At 39.3% G+C, this 16,211-nt stretch carries 14 protein-coding genes; 7 read left to right on the forward strand and 7 right to left on the reverse strand.

Features of this window, described 5'->3' with window-relative positions; translation table 11 throughout:
* Positions 1 to 33 precede the first annotated feature (33 nt).
* Entirely contained in the window at positions 34 to 750 is a 717-nt protein-coding gene (gene dnaQ, locus AB6T38_RS04840; RefSeq protein ID WP_372546235.1) for a DNA polymerase III subunit epsilon, read from the reverse strand.
* Positions 751 to 823: 73 nt separating this feature from the next.
* On the opposite strand from dnaQ, the gene rnhA reads away from it, so the two are divergent.
* A complete protein-coding gene (gene rnhA / locus AB6T38_RS04845) occupies positions 824 to 1,282 on the forward strand; it encodes a ribonuclease HI (protein ID WP_348490060.1) in 459 nt (152 codons plus the stop codon).
* Between the two features lie 39 nt (positions 1,283 to 1,321).
* On the opposite strand, the gene AB6T38_RS04850 is transcribed toward rnhA, so the two are convergent.
* Positions 1,322 to 2,296, reverse strand: coding sequence for an NAD(P)H-quinone oxidoreductase (locus AB6T38_RS04850; protein WP_372546334.1), 975 nt, complete (start codon positions 2,294 to 2,296; stop codon positions 1,322 to 1,324).
* 150 nt (positions 2,297 to 2,446) lie between these two features.
* Between AB6T38_RS04850 and AB6T38_RS04855 the strand changes: the two genes are divergently transcribed.
* Positions 2,447 to 3,634, forward strand: coding sequence for a class I SAM-dependent methyltransferase (locus AB6T38_RS04855; RefSeq protein ID WP_372546236.1), 1,188 nt, complete (start codon positions 2,447 to 2,449; stop codon positions 3,632 to 3,634).
* Between the two features lie 68 nt (positions 3,635 to 3,702).
* On the opposite strand, the gene AB6T38_RS04860 is transcribed toward AB6T38_RS04855, so the two are convergent.
* The 3 genes from AB6T38_RS04860 to AB6T38_RS04870 all read right to left on the reverse strand — a co-directional run bounded on the left by AB6T38_RS04860 (position 3,703) and on the right by AB6T38_RS04870 (position 8,491).
* The gene (locus AB6T38_RS04860) at positions 3,703 to 4,005 is read right to left on the reverse strand and encodes a PilZ domain-containing protein (RefSeq protein ID WP_303473788.1); all 303 of its coding nucleotides are present in this window, start codon (positions 4,003 to 4,005) and stop codon (positions 3,703 to 3,705) included.
* A gap of 74 nt (positions 4,006 to 4,079) precedes the next feature.
* Entirely contained in the window at positions 4,080 to 7,985 is a 3,906-nt protein-coding gene (gene hrpA / locus AB6T38_RS04865) for an ATP-dependent RNA helicase HrpA (protein WP_372546237.1), read from the reverse strand.
* Positions 7,986 to 8,074: 89 nt separating this feature from the next.
* Positions 8,075 to 8,491, reverse strand: coding sequence for a CBS domain-containing protein (locus tag AB6T38_RS04870; RefSeq protein ID WP_372546238.1), 417 nt, complete (start codon positions 8,489 to 8,491; stop codon positions 8,075 to 8,077).
* A 279-nt stretch (positions 8,492 to 8,770) separates the two neighbouring features.
* Between AB6T38_RS04870 and sbcB the strand changes: the two genes are divergently transcribed.
* The 4 genes from sbcB to AB6T38_RS04890 all read left to right on the forward strand — a co-directional run bounded on the left by sbcB (position 8,771) and on the right by AB6T38_RS04890 (position 13,707).
* The gene (sbcB, locus tag AB6T38_RS04875) at positions 8,771 to 10,207 is read left to right on the forward strand and encodes an exodeoxyribonuclease I (protein ID WP_372546335.1); all 1,437 of its coding nucleotides are present in this window, start codon (positions 8,771 to 8,773) and stop codon (positions 10,205 to 10,207) included.
* A 285-nt stretch (positions 10,208 to 10,492) separates the two neighbouring features.
* Positions 10,493 to 12,148 (forward strand): DUF342 domain-containing protein, encoded by a 1,656-nt coding sequence (locus tag AB6T38_RS04880; protein WP_372546239.1) that lies wholly within the window; start codon positions 10,493 to 10,495, stop codon positions 12,146 to 12,148.
* Between the two features lie 39 nt (positions 12,149 to 12,187).
* The gene (locus tag AB6T38_RS04885) at positions 12,188 to 12,670 is read left to right on the forward strand and encodes a glutathione peroxidase (RefSeq protein ID WP_372546240.1); all 483 of its coding nucleotides are present in this window, start codon (positions 12,188 to 12,190) and stop codon (positions 12,668 to 12,670) included.
* Between the two features lie 47 nt (positions 12,671 to 12,717).
* Positions 12,718 to 13,707: a 2-hydroxyacid dehydrogenase gene (locus AB6T38_RS04890; RefSeq protein ID WP_372546241.1), complete on the forward strand. Its 990-nt coding sequence runs from the start codon at positions 12,718 to 12,720 to the stop codon at positions 13,705 to 13,707.
* A 65-nt stretch (positions 13,708 to 13,772) separates the two neighbouring features.
* Here AB6T38_RS04890 and AB6T38_RS04895 read toward each other — a convergent pair whose 3' ends face one another.
* Entirely contained in the window at positions 13,773 to 14,528 is a 756-nt protein-coding gene (locus AB6T38_RS04895; RefSeq protein ID WP_372546242.1) for a methyltransferase domain-containing protein, read from the reverse strand.
* 66 nt (positions 14,529 to 14,594) lie between these two features.
* Between AB6T38_RS04895 and elyC the strand changes: the two genes are divergently transcribed.
* Positions 14,595 to 15,353 (forward strand): envelope biogenesis factor ElyC, encoded by a 759-nt coding sequence (gene elyC / locus AB6T38_RS04900; protein ID WP_372546243.1) that lies wholly within the window; start codon positions 14,595 to 14,597, stop codon positions 15,351 to 15,353.
* A 45-nt stretch (positions 15,354 to 15,398) separates the two neighbouring features.
* Here the strand turns inward: elyC and AB6T38_RS04905 are convergent, their stop codons facing one another.
* Positions 15,399 to 16,160: a Nif3-like dinuclear metal center hexameric protein gene (locus AB6T38_RS04905; RefSeq protein ID WP_372546244.1), complete on the reverse strand. Its 762-nt coding sequence runs from the start codon at positions 16,158 to 16,160 to the stop codon at positions 15,399 to 15,401.
* Positions 16,161 to 16,211: the final 51 nt, after the last annotated feature.

A 16,211-nucleotide genomic window follows, 5' to 3' on the forward strand; every position in this document is an offset into this window, starting at 1 on the left:
AGCAATATTATTACTGTCCATAGACTCATTAACCTAATTTGGCTGATGCCAGATACAAGAACCACTGCTGTCCTCTACAAGTTTTAATCGTGCTTGATGTTGTTCTAATTCATCGGCAGAAGCTTGGATAACCTTGAATGGTTTTCGGTTTGCATCTAAACGTTGAATGGTATTTGCGTTTTGATTACTGTTGTCGTTTGCTTTGTTGCCGCTCAAGTTTAAGTCGGTTTGTCCACCTGTCATCAACAAATAAACATCTGCTAGAATTTCTGAATCCAGCAAAGCCCCGTGTAATTCTCGATGGGAGTTATCGATACCGTAACGTTTACACAACGCATCCAAATTATTTTTTTGACCCGGATGTAATTCCCTCGCCAGGGTTAGAGTATCAAGAACCCGACAAATTTCCCGGCTCTTTACCGGACTGACCGGATTCATTAGTTGAAATTCATGATCCATAAAGCCAATATCAAATGGGGCATTGTGGATCACCAGCTGCGCCCCACGAATAAAATCTACAAACCCTTGGCTTATGTCTCTAAATTTTGGTTTGTCTGCCAAATACTCATTGGTGATACCATGAACTTCTATGGCTTCAGCTTCTACAATACGTTCTGGATTTATATAAACATGATAATGATTACCGGTAAGCTTGCGGTTAACCAACTCCACACAACCTATTTCAATGATTCTGTGACCCTGTTTAGGATCAATTCCAGTCGTTTCCGTATCTAAAACAATTTGACGCATTTATATCAACTCAATTGGCATTAGTAGTAGCAATCATTATACTTGCCTACAACTTTAAATCACGAATATTTCCATGAAGCATATTACAATTTTTACAGATGGCTCTTGTCTTGGTAATCCTGGCCCAGGTGGTTATGGTGCTGTTCTTAAATTTAATCAACACAACAAAGAAATAAGCCAAGGTTTTAAACATACTACGAATAATCGTATGGAGTTACTAGCAGCAATCGAAGCTTTAAGTACTCTTACAGAACCATGTCAGGTAACACTCACCACAGATAGCCAATACGTTAAAAATGGCATTAATCAATGGATTAAAAATTGGAAAAAGAACGGTTGGAGAACTTCTGATAAAAAGCCGGTTAAAAATGCTGACTTATGGAAAAGACTTGATGAACAAGCTCAAAAGCACAAGATTCAGTGGGAATGGGTGAAGGGCCACTCAGGACACCCTGAAAATGAGCGGTGCGATGATTTAGCAAGAACCGCCGCCGAATCCAAAGATTTATTGGAAGACAGCGGTTTTCAATAGACTTGAATCCACAGTTTAGGTAGCAGGGGGACTCCCCTGCTACCATTTACAAATTAATTTACCAATGGTGTCATTAACTTCCATTCTAGCGTGTGCTTTAGCAATCTCTTCAACTGAGTAGACAGTATCAATTATCGGCTTCAACTTGCCAGTTTCAAACTCACTCAAAAAGCGTTGGCAGAACCCATTGATTAAGTTTGTTTTATACTCATCACTTCTGTTTCTCAGGGTAGAACCTTGTATTCTTGCTCGTTTACCTAGCAATAACGCCATATCTAATTTATCGCCAAAACGACCATTTAGCAGGGCTAACTGAATAATACAGCCATCCATATTCAGCACTTTTAAACTTCGATTGGTATATTCAGCACCAATAAAGTCAATTACCACATCTGCTTTAAAACGTTCAGAAGATAATGCTTCAGCAAAATCTTGTTGCTTGTAATTAACTAAAGTATCGGCGCCCAAATCAGCGCACACTTGCAATTTTTTACTTGAAGACGCGGTTACTGCGATCTTGGTACCAATCAAATCAGCCAACTGAATAGCGGCAAGCCCTACTCCACTAGCTCCTGCATGTATTAAGGTTGACTGTCCGTGTTGCAGTTGACCAATTTCACATAAACTTTGGTAAGCGGTTAAAAAAACTTCTGCAATTCCAGCCGCTTGTTCACAGCTAAGGCTATCTGGTGTTTTAAACACATGATCACTTAGAATTTTAGCGTATTGTGCATAGCCGCCCCCAGCGACTAACCCAAACACTCGCTCGCCTTCTTTGACATTAGTAACGCCGCTTCCCACAGCTACTACAACACCAGCAATTTCCAACCCTAAAATTTCACTTTCGCCTTTTGGAGGCGGGTATTTACCTTGTCTTTGCAAAGTATCCGCTCTATTCACCCCAAATGCGTTAACCTTAACCAATACTTCATTTGCATCAATACTAGGAATACTAGTGCTATTTATTGTTAAAGACTCAGCGGATCCGCCTTTTTCAAAATCCACAAATGACATGCTCTGTTGACTGTTCAAAAATCACTCCATAAGTTAAAAATTAAATCGCATTTAGCTATCATATAGTGACTGCTGTACAATCTCAAAATTAGTCAGCTTTTCGTTAAATTAGTCACTTATGACTAATTCAATCAACTTTTGGAATTTTTTATGAGTGCATCTGTCATTCTCCATCCCGGTCGGGAAAAATCATTATTACGTAAACATCCCTGGATATTTGCAAGCGCTATCAAAGAACATAAGGGGGTTGTGCGTAACGGCGACACTGTTGATATTTTCACTGATGACGGAGATTTTCTAGCTAAAGGGGCTTGGTCAACGCAATCTCAAATACAAGTTAGGGTTTGGACCTTTGATCGTCAAGAGGTCGTAGACAATGGATTCTTTCTACGCAAACTAGATAACGCCATCGCATTACGGGAGTCCATCATATTGCAACATGGATTAACTGGATATCGCATGGTTGCTGGAGAGTCAGATGGGCTGCCGGGGATCACTATTGATAAATATGCCAATGTTATTGTCTGTCAATTACTTTCAGCTGGCGCAGAGAAACACCGTAAAAAAATTGTCTGGGCGTTAAACAAGCGTTTTCCTGAGTGCAGTATTTTGGAACGCAGTGATGTGGCCGTTCGAGCGAAAGAAGGGTTACCTGAAATTGTGCAAAGCTTACATGGTGAAGTACCGGATGAGGTTATTATTGAGGAAAATGGGATCAAAATCATTGTTGACCTCAAACAAGGCCATAAAACAGGCTTCTATCTTGACCAGCGAGATAGCCGAGCAATTGCCGCCACTTATGCCAAAGATAAACAGGTATTAAATTGTTTTAGCTACACAGGTACGTTTGCTTGTTACGCCCTCAAGGGAGGGGCAAAGAGCGTGGTCAATATGGATGTATCAGACAATGCTTTAGAAACCGCAAAACGTAACATCGAAATAAATAATCTAGATATCAGTAAAGCGAAGTTTGTAAAACAAGACGTATTCGAGGCTTTGAGAGAATATCGGGACAAGGGTACAACCTTTGATATGATCGTTCTAGATCCACCTAAATTTGTAGATTCAAAAGCATCTTTAACACGAGCCTGTCGAGGATATAAAGATATTAATATGCTGGCGATGAAAATTCTTAATCCAGGTGGAATACTACTGACCTTTAGCTGTTCAGGTTTATTATCGTCAGATTTATTTCAAAAAGTGGTTGCCGATGCTGCATTAGATGCGAATAAAACAGTGCATTTTTTACAGCGCTTAGGACAAGCCGCTGACCATCCTGTGGCAAGTAATTATCCTGAAGGGTTTTATTTGAAAGGGCTGGTTTGTAGAGTCAATTAGGCTTTTTATTTTTGTCAGCTAAACAGACCAAGGGCTCTTCAGCCTTTGGTCTTTAATAAATTCAAACTCTAATTCATTTCAATAATTTCAACGCCTATAATACAACTGCTATCAGAGCTACGTTCACAGCGCACTACTTTGGCTTTGGCACTTAGCGAGGGGATCTGGCTACTTGTGGATTCAATTGCCACATCAACAAGCGTTCCTATCTCTACCGACTCTTCTTCCACCTCAAAAGACATACCTGTAGCACTTATATCTTTACAAACTGCAGGCATGGAACGAGTAGACTCATCATCGTGGACAGTCAACTCACACGGTGAATTCAACATCATTCGAAAAAAGTTTCGCTTGTCATCGTATCCCAACATCTTTTACCTCATCCTATCAATAAACATCTATGACTTTTATAGGGTGCATCTGCAATAAAGTCAACGAACATCGCTTAAAATGATAGCAATTGATTTTCAATTCGCTTCATGGAAATAGGCATAGGTGTTCCAAGTTGTTGCGCAAAGAAGGATATACGCAACTCTTCTATCATCCAACGCACGAATCCTAGCTGTTCAGGCACGGCTTTACCTTTAGGTATTTTATTTAATGCCGCCTGATACCGATTTTGCACTTTTTCAATATTAAGTTGATGCAGGCGGTCTTTATTAGGATCAATGGGTAACTTTTCCAACCGTCGAGCAATACCTTTGATATAGCGATTCCAATCGTCAATTTTGACGATACCAAATTGGGTAATAAAACCTGGGAAAACCAAAGAATTTAAGTGTTGTTTAATATCACCATGGGCACTGATCATATTAAGCGGCACATTACCTTTTAATTTCTTTTGTATTTGATGTGCTTGGGTTAAACCAACCTCAACTTTTTTTGCAATATCAAGAACCACTTCGTTTATGTCTTTGCGAACAAAGTCTCGTGCTCGTTCAAATAGCTCTGGAGAACGAATGCGAACATTGTTTTCACTTTCAAAACGGTCTATTAAGTGATCAACCCCCGCTTCAATACAGTCATTGATAAGCGCTTGTATTTGCCCAAATGGATTAAAATACAAACCTAATTTCGCTTTATTAGGTAGTTTTTCTTTTAAATAACTTAACGGTGATGGAATGTTTAACATGATCAAACGACGCAGCCCCTGTCGATGCATGTTTAATGCTTTCTCTGGACTTTCAAATAACTTGATAGCAACACTCTTATTATCATCCACCAACGCAGGGTACGCTTTGACTTCATACCCCTGAGAATTGTCTATATATTCTTCTTCAAGTTCTGAGAAGTCCCATTGGGTAAGTCCGCTTTTTTCTATCTCTGGAGAGGCCGCTTGTTTTAGGGTGGTGGATATTTTTTCCTGTAATCCAAATTTGAGTACGTGTAAGTCACGCCCTTGTTTTAACAAGTTTCCTTCGCCATCTACCACTTTAAAATTGAACTTTAAGTGCTCGGGAAGCCCTTCCCACTGCCATTCTTCTTCCGCTACTTGAACCCCGGTCATTTGCAGCAGCTTTTTACTCAAGGCAGCTAAAAATGTCAAAGGATGACCTTTATTATCGGTAGATTTCATATCTAACATACAGGCATCAGCAAAATTCGGTGCCGGCACAAAATTACGTCTTAACCTTTTTGGTAAAGACTTAATTAACGTCACTATTAATTCATGACGAAAGCCAGGTATCAACCAGTCGAACCCGATTTCCTCAAGTTGATTTAAAATAGGTAGAGGAATGATTAAACTCACCCCATCATCTATCTGGTTAGGCTCAAAACAATAGCTTAATTGCAGATTCAGGTTGTTCTGTTGCCAAGTGTCGGGGAAGTTGAGTTCATTAACCTGCTCTGCTTGGTGTTTTTTCAGCTGCTCAGGATCATACTTTAAACTTTCCTTAACTTTCGGCTCTGCTTTATTCCACCACTTTTTGAAGCCACTTTCACTGCATACATGCTGAGGCAGGCTCTGTTCATAAAATGCCACTAACTCTTCCTCGTCGACTAATACGTCGCGACGGCGTGACTTTTCTTCGAGCAATTGTATATCTTCAATAAGTGATTGGTTGTAGTGAATAAAGTCGTACGATAATTTAGTTTGTGCGTTTACTAAGGCTTCTCGAATAAAAATTTCACGACTGACAACAGGGTCAATTTGACTAAAATTCACGTGCCTGTTGTTGACAACTGTCAGACCAAACAGCAAGACTTTTTCCAGCGCTTGTACAGCTCCGCGCTTTTTCGACCAAACCGGCTCGCTATATTGATATTTAGTTAAATGTTTCGCCAGAGGCTCAATCCATTCAGGTTCAATTTTGGCGGCCAAGCGCCCAAATAACCTTGAGGTTTCCACAAGCTCTGCAACCATGGTCCACTTTGGTGGCTTTTTGGATAAATATGAACCAGGGAATATCATAAATTTAGATCCCCTAGCCCCTTCAAATTCGCGCTCTTTATCTTTAAAACCAATATGCGATAACAATCCAGATAAGATGGCTTTATGCACAGTATCAAAATCAGCTTCTTGCTTATTTAAGCGAAATCCAACCTCAACAATGGATTTTTTCAGTTGGCTAACCACATCTTGCCATTCACGCATTCGCAGATAATTAATAAAGTGGGTTCGACACCATTTACGTAATTGATTCGCGGATAATTCCTGTTGTTGTAACTTAAAGTCTTGCCAAAGGTTTAATAAGGACACAAAGTCGGATTGTTTGTCTGCGTACTTTTCATGTTGCTGATCTGCCGCTGCCCTTTTATCTTGAGGACGTTCTCTGGGATCTTGAATGCTCAAGCCGGCAGCAATTATAATTAATTCGGAAACACAGTTATTGTGCCCTGCTTCCACCACCATTCTGGCATAACGAGGATCAACAGGTAACTTAGCAATTTGTCGTCCTGTCTGTGTTAAACTCAATTTACCCTGACGCTTCTCCACAGCGGTAAGCTCTTCTAACAAACGAAAGCCATCGTTAATAAATCGATTGTCTGGGGGCTGAACAAAGGGAAAGTCTTGAATGTTGCCAAGCTTTAACGACAACATCTGTAAAATGACTGAGGCAAGGTTGGTACGCAGAATTTCAGGATCAGTAAACTCTGGGCGTCCGCTAAAGTCTTCTTCAGAATAAAGACGTATACAAATCCCTTCAGAAACCCGTCCACAGCGGCCTGCTCGCTGATTTGCCGAGGCTTGAGATATGGCTTCGATAGGTAAACGTTGAACTTTACTGCGATAACTATAACGAGACAATCTTGCAAACCCGGGATCAATTACGTATTTGATACCTGGCACCGTAAGGGACGTTTCCGCCACATTGGTCGCTAAAACGATTCGACGACTACCATGAGATTGAAATATACGGTTTTGTTCCGCCACCGATAAACGCGCATAAAGAGGTAACACCTCTGTGGCTTTATAATTCTGCTTGTTTAAGGCATCTGCGGTGTCTCTAATCTCGCGTTCACCACTTAAAAAGACCAAAATATCCCCACGCTTTTCACGACTTAACTCATCAACAGCAGAAATAATTCCCTGTATTTGATCGCTTTCTTCATCATTGTCTTGCAGCGGGTTATAACGTATTTCTACCGGATAGCTTCGACCGCTAACCTGAATAATAGGTGCATTATTAAAATGTTTTGAGAAACGCTCTGGATCTATTGTGGCAGAGGTAATGATTAATTTAAGTTCAGGTCTTTTAGGGAGTAATTGTTTTAAATACCCTAAAATAAAATCGATATTTAAACTACGTTCATGGGCTTCATCAATGATTAATGTATCGTATTTACTTAAAAACCTATCGGCTTGCATTTCTGCAAGCAAAATACCATCGGTCATTAACTTTATATAAGTATCATCACCCACATGATCTGAGAATCGAACTTTAAAGCCAACTTTTTCACCAATGGATGTACCTAACTCCTCGGCAATTCTCCCTGCAACCGTCCTTGCGGCTAATCGACGAGGTTGAGTATGACCAATGAGCCCATCAACACCCCGCCCAAGCTCCAAACAAATTTTCGGGATTTGGGTGGTTTTTCCTGATCCGGTTTCACCCGCGATGATCACTACTTGATGATTGGCGATTGCCTCGCCTATAGCGTCTTTATGCTCACTAACAGGTAAATCGGGATATTTAATATCCGGAATATTTTCTTGTTTAAACTGACGAAGCAATATGGATTCTTCAATGGCAGTTGCCACAGATAACCACTGAGCATCAGTAGATTTACCTTTGACTAGACGATTTATTCGCTTTTGCAGTCTAAAAATATCGCTACCTAGGCATTCTGAAAGCTGCTTTTGCAGATTTTCACGAGTTGGGATGGCTGTATTTTGGTTATTGGACAATGTATTCTCAAAAATTCGATGCGTTAAAACGCAACGGATCCTAGAAGAAACGCCAACAAATTTCCAGCAAAGTCACCGATTAAACGCTTTTAGGCGCGTTTATATCCATCTCTAAGTTGAACATCTATTGCATAAAGCACATCTGCCCGGCTGATAGTGCCAATAAAATAACCGTCATCATCTACCACTGGGTATAATTTTGTACCTTCATTTAAAAAACGCTGGGCCACTTCAATAATTGAATCATAAGGTTTCACAGCTAAAACATCTGTTTTCATAATCTCTTTAACTCGGGCTACTTGCTCTCGATAATAACTAGATGTGATCATACGAGCAATGCAGTCTTTTTCAGACAAAAAGCCAATTACTTTATTACGAGGGTTTAACACTGCTCCCCCAGATTGCTTTCCAGTTAAAAGGCGCTCTACCGCTTCTGCCACTGGCATTTCATCGGTAAATGTTACGGGCCGACGATTCATATAGTGATTTACTTTTAATGATTCCACCCTTTCTCCTTAGCTTCGAAAGTGTTTTGATTAGCCATCAATTTGTGAATTAAATTGACCACCTAATATAAAGATAGTCATAACCGTTTAAAAAACATAACTTTTTATAAACATTTTAGTATTTTTCGTCTGATGCGTTAAGAATACCATTGTGGATAGCAGAACCTATTGGTTTCTGTATAATTCTTATTTTACCAACTCAAATTCCACTCAGGTCAAAATAAACTAATTTTCATCTTATTTAACCTGTGGTTTTGAGAAAACTAATTGCAGAGAGTGATAACATTGAGCCCATCAATCCTTTGGCACGATTATGAAACATGGGGAGTAAACCCTCAAAAAGACGTTCCTTGCCAGTTTGCTGGAATAAGAACTGATCTAGAGCTCAATATTATTGATAAACCAGTAAAATGGTACAGCCAAATCCCCAATGATTATTTACCGAACCCCTATGCCGCCCTAGTAACTGGTATTACACCACAGTTAACTGTTCGGGACGGCTTGGTTGAAGCTGAATTCATTTCAAAAATACTGCAACAGATGGCGACACCTGGCACCTGTAGCGCCGGTTACAATAGTATTCGATTTGATGATGAAGTCACTCGATACACCCTTTATCGGAATTTATATGACCCTTATGCACGCGAATGGCAAAATGGCAATAGCCGCTGGGATATTATAGATTTAGTAAGGGCATGTTATGCATTAAGACCGGAAGGCATAAACTGGGTTTACAAAGAAGATGGCACACCGAGTTTTAAACTCGAAGACCTCACAAAAGCAAATGGGATCTCTCATGCTGATGCCCATGATGCCTTGTCAGATGTGTATGCCACTATTGCCATTGCTAAACTGATTAAACAAGCTCAACCTAAATTATACGATTATATTTTCAGTCTGCGCAATAAACGCAAAGTAGCTGAACATATAAACATAGATGCCCAAGTTCCTCTGGTACATATTTCTTCAAAATTACCGGCAAAAAATGGATGTTGTACTTGGGTGCTGCCCATTAGCTACCACCCCATCAATAAAAACGCCATTATATGTTTAAATCTCGGCTTGGATCCGACTCCCTTGTTCAACTTAGACGTTGAAGAATTAAAGGCCAGATTATATCAACGTGCATCTGATATGCCTGAGGGACAACAAAGACTTCCTATTAAACTTATCCACCTTAATAAGTGCCCAATCATAGCGCCAGCAAAATCCCTTAGCGAAGAAAATGCACAACGGTTAGGTATCGACCGCAGTCAATGTTTACAAAATTTAGCAAGCATCAAAAGTCAAACCAACCTATCCAGTAAGCTTATAGCTGTATTTGATCAACCGCGCGAGTCAGATTCTTCAATGGATGCTGACTATGCCCTATACACCGGTGGCTTCCTAAGTGATTCTGATCGCCAAAAGTTGAATCAAATTCATCAAATTGCGCCTGATAATTTAGGCGCAAAAGAGTGGGAATTCGAAGATCCAAGACTTAGTACCTTATTGTTTCGATATAGAGCTAGAAATTATCCTATCAGTTTAAATGAAGAAGAGATCATGAAATGGCAACGTCATAGACAATATCGCCTAACCGATCCTGAATCACCGGCAAGCATGAAGTTGCCTGAATATTTAAATTTATTGGAACAATTGACATTTGAGTATCAGAATAATCCAGAAAAAAGAGCCATTATCAGAGCCCTTCATCAATACGCAGAAAGCTTATAGTAGAGGCAAATAAGTACGGATTACACACTCTAAATTAATCCCTTAGTTTAAAAACTAACTGGAAGTACATTTTTTCACTTATGTGATATAAATAGATTTTAGATGTTACCGTGTTTAAGTACGTTTGAGTGGCACCTTAGACCCGAGTTTATATCACATATTGAATTGACTACTGACAGCCCAAGTTGACCAACAAAGTTCCCGGTGTTGTCTAAAGTTAATATATTTATAGTTATAGTCGATAAAGCAGTAACGAATAGATCGGATTAATTTCAGGTGGAAGCAATGAAAGGCATCAATTTTAGGCTAGATGATAGCGGCAAATTTTTAAATTTAGTAATCAACCCAAGCGATGTAGCGCCTAACATCGATACAAAATCCCTTATCAACTGTTTTAATAACAGCGACTATTCAAACTTATATCTATCAGACGAGAATATCATTAATGCAGCAGACTCTTTGACTAAAGCGCGCAAAGAAGGTAGTTACGAAACAATTACTGAAGTGATTGCAGAGAAAAAAGACGCAAAGGTGAAATTCCGTATTGAAGACAGTGATATGTATGGGTTTATTTCTATTACTGCCGCCTATGGGGGGCACTCTCCCACAGCTGCTGAATTAGTCAAACTTGCCAAAGACAATGGTGTTGTAAGAGGTCTAAGTAAAAAGGTAATAGCTGATATTGCAGTACAAACCAAATCAGCGAAACCTGGCTCAATAATTGAAGCGCTAGTAGCTAAAGGCCTACCAGTCAAAAATGGTAAAGACTCTAAATTGAAGCCGTTGGTACCCAATGCCCTTGAAAGAATATTGAAACCACAAACAAGTGGTTCTAGCCGCGTTGACATGCGCAACTTAGGTGACGTTATTTGTGTCAAAGCAAACAGCGAAGTATTGCGTCGTATCGCGCCGACCAAAGGACGTAGTGGCTTTAATGTTAAAGGTGGAATAATCGCACCTAAGGTGGGTGCTTGGATTAAATTCAAGCCCGGTGATGGAATCAAAAGTAGTGACCATGATGAAAATTTGTTTATTGCTGCAATCACCGGCATGCCAAAATTCCAAAATGGCAAAATGTGGGTTGATGATACATTTATCTGTAAAGGGGTAAATGTCGGTACCGGTAATATTAAATACGATGGTGCGGTGTTAGTGAATGGCGATGTGACTGAAAAAATGGAAATCACCGCCAGTGGAGATGTCACTATTAATGGCTTTGTTGAGTCCGCTACCATTAAGGCTGGCGGCGACATCATCATAACAGAAGGTGCCATGGGCAAGGTTAACGAACACAGCACTGAATATAGCACTAGACTTATAGCCGAAGGCAGTATTCACGTTCAACATGGCCAAGGTTTAAATGTACAATGTAGTGGCAACGTTACCATTGGACGCCAATTGGCATACAGTAAAATAAATTGCGGTGGAAGTGTGACAATCGGTCCCATTGATAAACCAAATGGAAATTTATTTGCCTGCGATATTCAATGCAAAGGCGCAATAACGGCCGGCACCTTAGGTGCCGTTTCTGGCAGCCAATTGAACATTGACTTCAGCCAGGGCTTCAACAACCTTTTGGAAAGAAAAGATACTGTAGAGGAACTGTTACTGCAATTAAGAGACAATAATCAGCGCCACAAAGGCAAGTTTGAATTAATGCGCAGTAAAAATATTCACCCAGAACTGCAGCGTAAATTTAAAGAAGCTGAAGAGATGTTTAATAATGAATCACAGTTGTTAGAATGGTTAGAAACAAAGTGTGAAAAAATGAAGCAAGCCAAAGATTCCTATCAAGAGGGAATCAAAATAATAGCGAATAAACGTTTGTACGCTGGGGTTGTGGTTAAACTCAATAACCGCACTTGGCGAGCTGAACGTGAATACGCGAAAGCAAAAGTACAATATGCGGGTCACCAGTGGAATTATGAACCGATAATATAAATATAAGAAAACAATAGTAGCAACCTACATGAGAAAAATATGTCAGACTCGATTTACGACTTTCAAATGCCAATGAGTAACGGTGAAGTAAAAGAATTTTCAGATTACAAAGGTAAAGTTCTGTTGATCGTTAATACCGCCAGTAAATGTGGATTCACCCCCCAATATGATGGCTTACAAGCACTATACAAAAAATACAAATCACAGGGTTTGGAAATATTAGGTTTTCCTTGTGATCAGTTTGGACATCAAGAACCCGGTTCAGACTCTGAAATTGAACAGTTTTGTAGTTTAAATTTCAACGTCGACTTTCCCCTATTTAAAAAGTCAGATGTGAATGGTAAAAATGCATCTCCTCTTTACGAGTTTTTAAAAACACAGGCTCCTGGTGTATTAGGAAGCAAAAGCGTTAAATGGAATTTTACAAAATTTTTAGTCAATAAAGAAGGTAAAGTCATGGGAAGATATGCCCCAAAAACTAAACCTGAAGCGATTCAAAAAGATATTGAGGCACTACTTTAATTCCTTTTTCACCGACAAATCATCGTTCACACGAAGAGACTAACAGAATGAAAACACTCTTTTTCAGCAGTAAATCTCATGATATTACCTATTTTAATAAACAAAACGCCCTTTATAAATTCACCTTGGATTTTCAAGAAGCGAAACTTTCCATTGATACTGTCTCTTTGTGTCAGGGCTACGATGCCATATGTGTTTTTGTAAATGACCAAGTTGATAAACAGGTAATTGAACACCTTAAAGAAATGGGGATTAAACACATTGCATTGCGTTGTGCCGGTTTCAATAACGTTGATTTACAAGCGGCTAAACAGCTGGGTATCAGGGTATCTCGTGTACCCGCTTATTCACCTGAGGCTGTTGCAGAACACACCGTTGCACTCATGATGACCTTGAATAGAAAATTACATAAAGCATACAATCGTGTTCGTGAAAACAATTTTAGTCTTAACGGCTTAATTGGCTTCAACTTCCATGGCAAAACTGCTGGTATAGTTGGTTATGGAAAAATCGGAAAATGCACGGCCAATATACTAATAGGCTTAGGTTGCAAGGTGATTTGTTATGATCCAATAACGCAAAAATGTACAGATCAAGACGTCAAATTTGTTTCCCTTGATAGCCTTTTAAGTGAATCAGATATCATAAGCTTACATTGTCCGTTAACCAGTGAAAGTCAATATATGATAAATGATGATTCTATTCGAAAAATGAAAGATGACGTAATGCTTATCAATACTTCCCGCGGAGGGTTAGTGGATAGCAAGGCGGTTATAAGAGCATTAAAATCTCGAAAAATTGGCCAATTAGGTTTAGATGTTTATGAAATGGAGTCTGATCTATTTTTCGAAGATAAGTCTTGGGAAATAATGCAAGACGACGTTTTTGATAGATTAGTCGGCTTTCCCAATGTTTTAGTTACTGGTCATCAAGGCTTCTTCACCCATGAAGCCCTATTACAAATCGCACAAACGACCCTAAACAACATTGATTTAATGCACAAACAACAATCGGATGAGAATACCTTTTTGGCATAAACCAATTGGCTACAATATGGATAATTAATAACCCAGCCTAGATTCAATAAAATTGAATCTAGGTCTCAACAATGAACGATGAGATGAAAATACTTACCTAACCATTTGTATGGTTCCATATGTCCGTATTTTATTTCAGCTGCTTTTATATTTTCATATTCATCTGTTTGTTTCGATATATCTTTTAAATAATCATGGAAACATCGGATCCCCGCGCTACTAATAATTTTAACCGGCAAGTTATCTAAATGATTGATGACTTTTTTAGGTTCTAATGCATTGTTTGGATTCAATCTCACCGTATTCTTATTTTTCATATCAGCAGCAAAATAATCGAAATTGCCGTATAGCAGGTTTCCGAACCTATGGGCGTCTTTATTAAAAAAGCTTAAAGATAGAAGTCCACCGGGCTTCACTTGAGTTACCAAACGTGAAATTGCATCCAGTGGCGACTCTAACCACTCTAAAACCGCGTGACAAATCACCACATCATAGCTTTGTTGATTTGCCAACTCGCTTAATGAACAACAAAGAAACCTAACATCATCAAACTCAGCTAAGTTTTGTTTAGCCATCGCCACGGCATCTGCAGACAAATCGTTATACGTAAGCTTATGTCCCCACTCAAGCATTACCTTACTCATAATACCTGTACCGCCCCCCACATCGATTATGTCGAGCGGTTTATCTTCAAGCTTGATATAATTACGCAGATTGTTAACTAACAATTCGTGTCGCAGTTTTCCCTTACTAGAACCGTAAATATTGTTAGCAAACTTATCCATCAATGAATCAAAGCTTTGATCTGAATTTTTACTCATAGGATGATATTTTTAAGGTGGTGCATAGCTGCCTACTACATGTGACTTTACTGGAGATCATTTTACGTGGATTTGTTCCTAATTAAAAAGTTTATCGGCGTATTCTTAATGCCTTTACCGATGATTTTAATATGTCTGTTTATCGCTATGATTTGTTTATGGCGAAAAAAATATGGTCGCGCCAAGCTTTTTCTAAGTGTCGGGCTATTGGCTTTCATTTTGGTTTCTTTTGCCCCTATTCCTAATACACTTTTACATTCTTTAGAGCGCCAATACCCACAATACGATTTATCTAAAAAGGTAAATTATATTGTTGTACTAGGCTGTGCCCACGTGAATGACAGAGCGGTACCAATTACATCTCAACTTTCTCCTTGCTCGCTGATCAGAGCAACAGAAGCCATCAGAATATTGCAACATAACCCCTCAGCCAAAATACTCACCTCAGGTAACGTTGGTAGACAAACGTTTAGTAATGCCTATATGACTGCGCAATTTATCATTGCCATGGGCGTCCCAGCCAATCGAGTTATCGAAGTTCCGTTATCCAAAGATACCGAAGAAGAAGCTGCAAACTTAAAGACTACATTACAAAATAGAAAATTCGCATTAGTTACCTCGGCCACCCATATGAAACGAGCAGTATATTTATTTCAACAACAAGGATTAACCCCTATTCCAGCACCAACAGAACACATTGTCAGAGATTCTGAAGACGGTAACACTGGTTATTTAATACCAACGTCTAAAAACATCTATAAATTTGAACGCTGGTGGTATGAGTGGATGGGCAATACATGGGTTAAAATTAAAAGTTGGTTTTAACCAAAGAGGATTAACACCCCTAAAAGTTTGCAAACTTAAAAAGTCTTAAACGGGGTTGTCGATATCCTCAAATATTACCTCTAAATCAAAAGATCGTGCCAGATATTCACCAACGGCTTTAGCACCATAACGTTCAGTTGCATGGTGTCCAGCTGCGATAAAGTGAATTCCCATCTCTCTGGCAACATGCACCGTCTGTTCAGATATTTCTCCACTAATAAACGCATCAACCCCCTGCTCTGCTGCCATTTCGATATAGCTTTGTCCACCACCGGTGCACCAAGCAATTGATTTAACATTGTGCTTACCACCCGAAATCACCTGTGGCGTTCGCTGTAAAGAAGTTTCAATATTATTAGATAACTGTTGCAGTGTTAACGGCGTTTCAAATTGCCCTAACATGGCAACACTTTGCTGGTTTTGCGCTTCCAATCCACTGATAACATCTATATTCAACCTGTTAGCTAATTGCGCGTTATTCCCTAGCTCTGGATGGATATCTAAGGGTAAGTGATAGGCGTAGAGGTTTATTTCATTATTAATTAATTGTTTAATTCTCTGCCGTTTCATACCAACTATACAAGGGTTCTCTCCACGCCAAAAATAACCATGATGAACTAAGATAGCGTCAGCATTTAACTCTACAGCGCGATCGATGAGTGCCTGAGAGGCCGTTACTCCAGTAATAATTGTGCGGATCTCGGAAGCTCCTTCCACCTGCAATCCATTGGGACAATAATCTTTAACTTTCTCAGGTTTAAGAAGCTGATTAAGGTAAGTTAATAACGTTTGGTTATTGATGCTCATAGTTACCCTTTACATTTTAATAGCATTTTTGCTACATAATTGTCGATATTA

The sequence above is a fragment of the Aliiglaciecola sp. SL4 genome (genome assembly GCF_041538045.1).
Lineage (GTDB): Bacteria > Pseudomonadota > Gammaproteobacteria > Enterobacterales > Alteromonadaceae > Aliiglaciecola.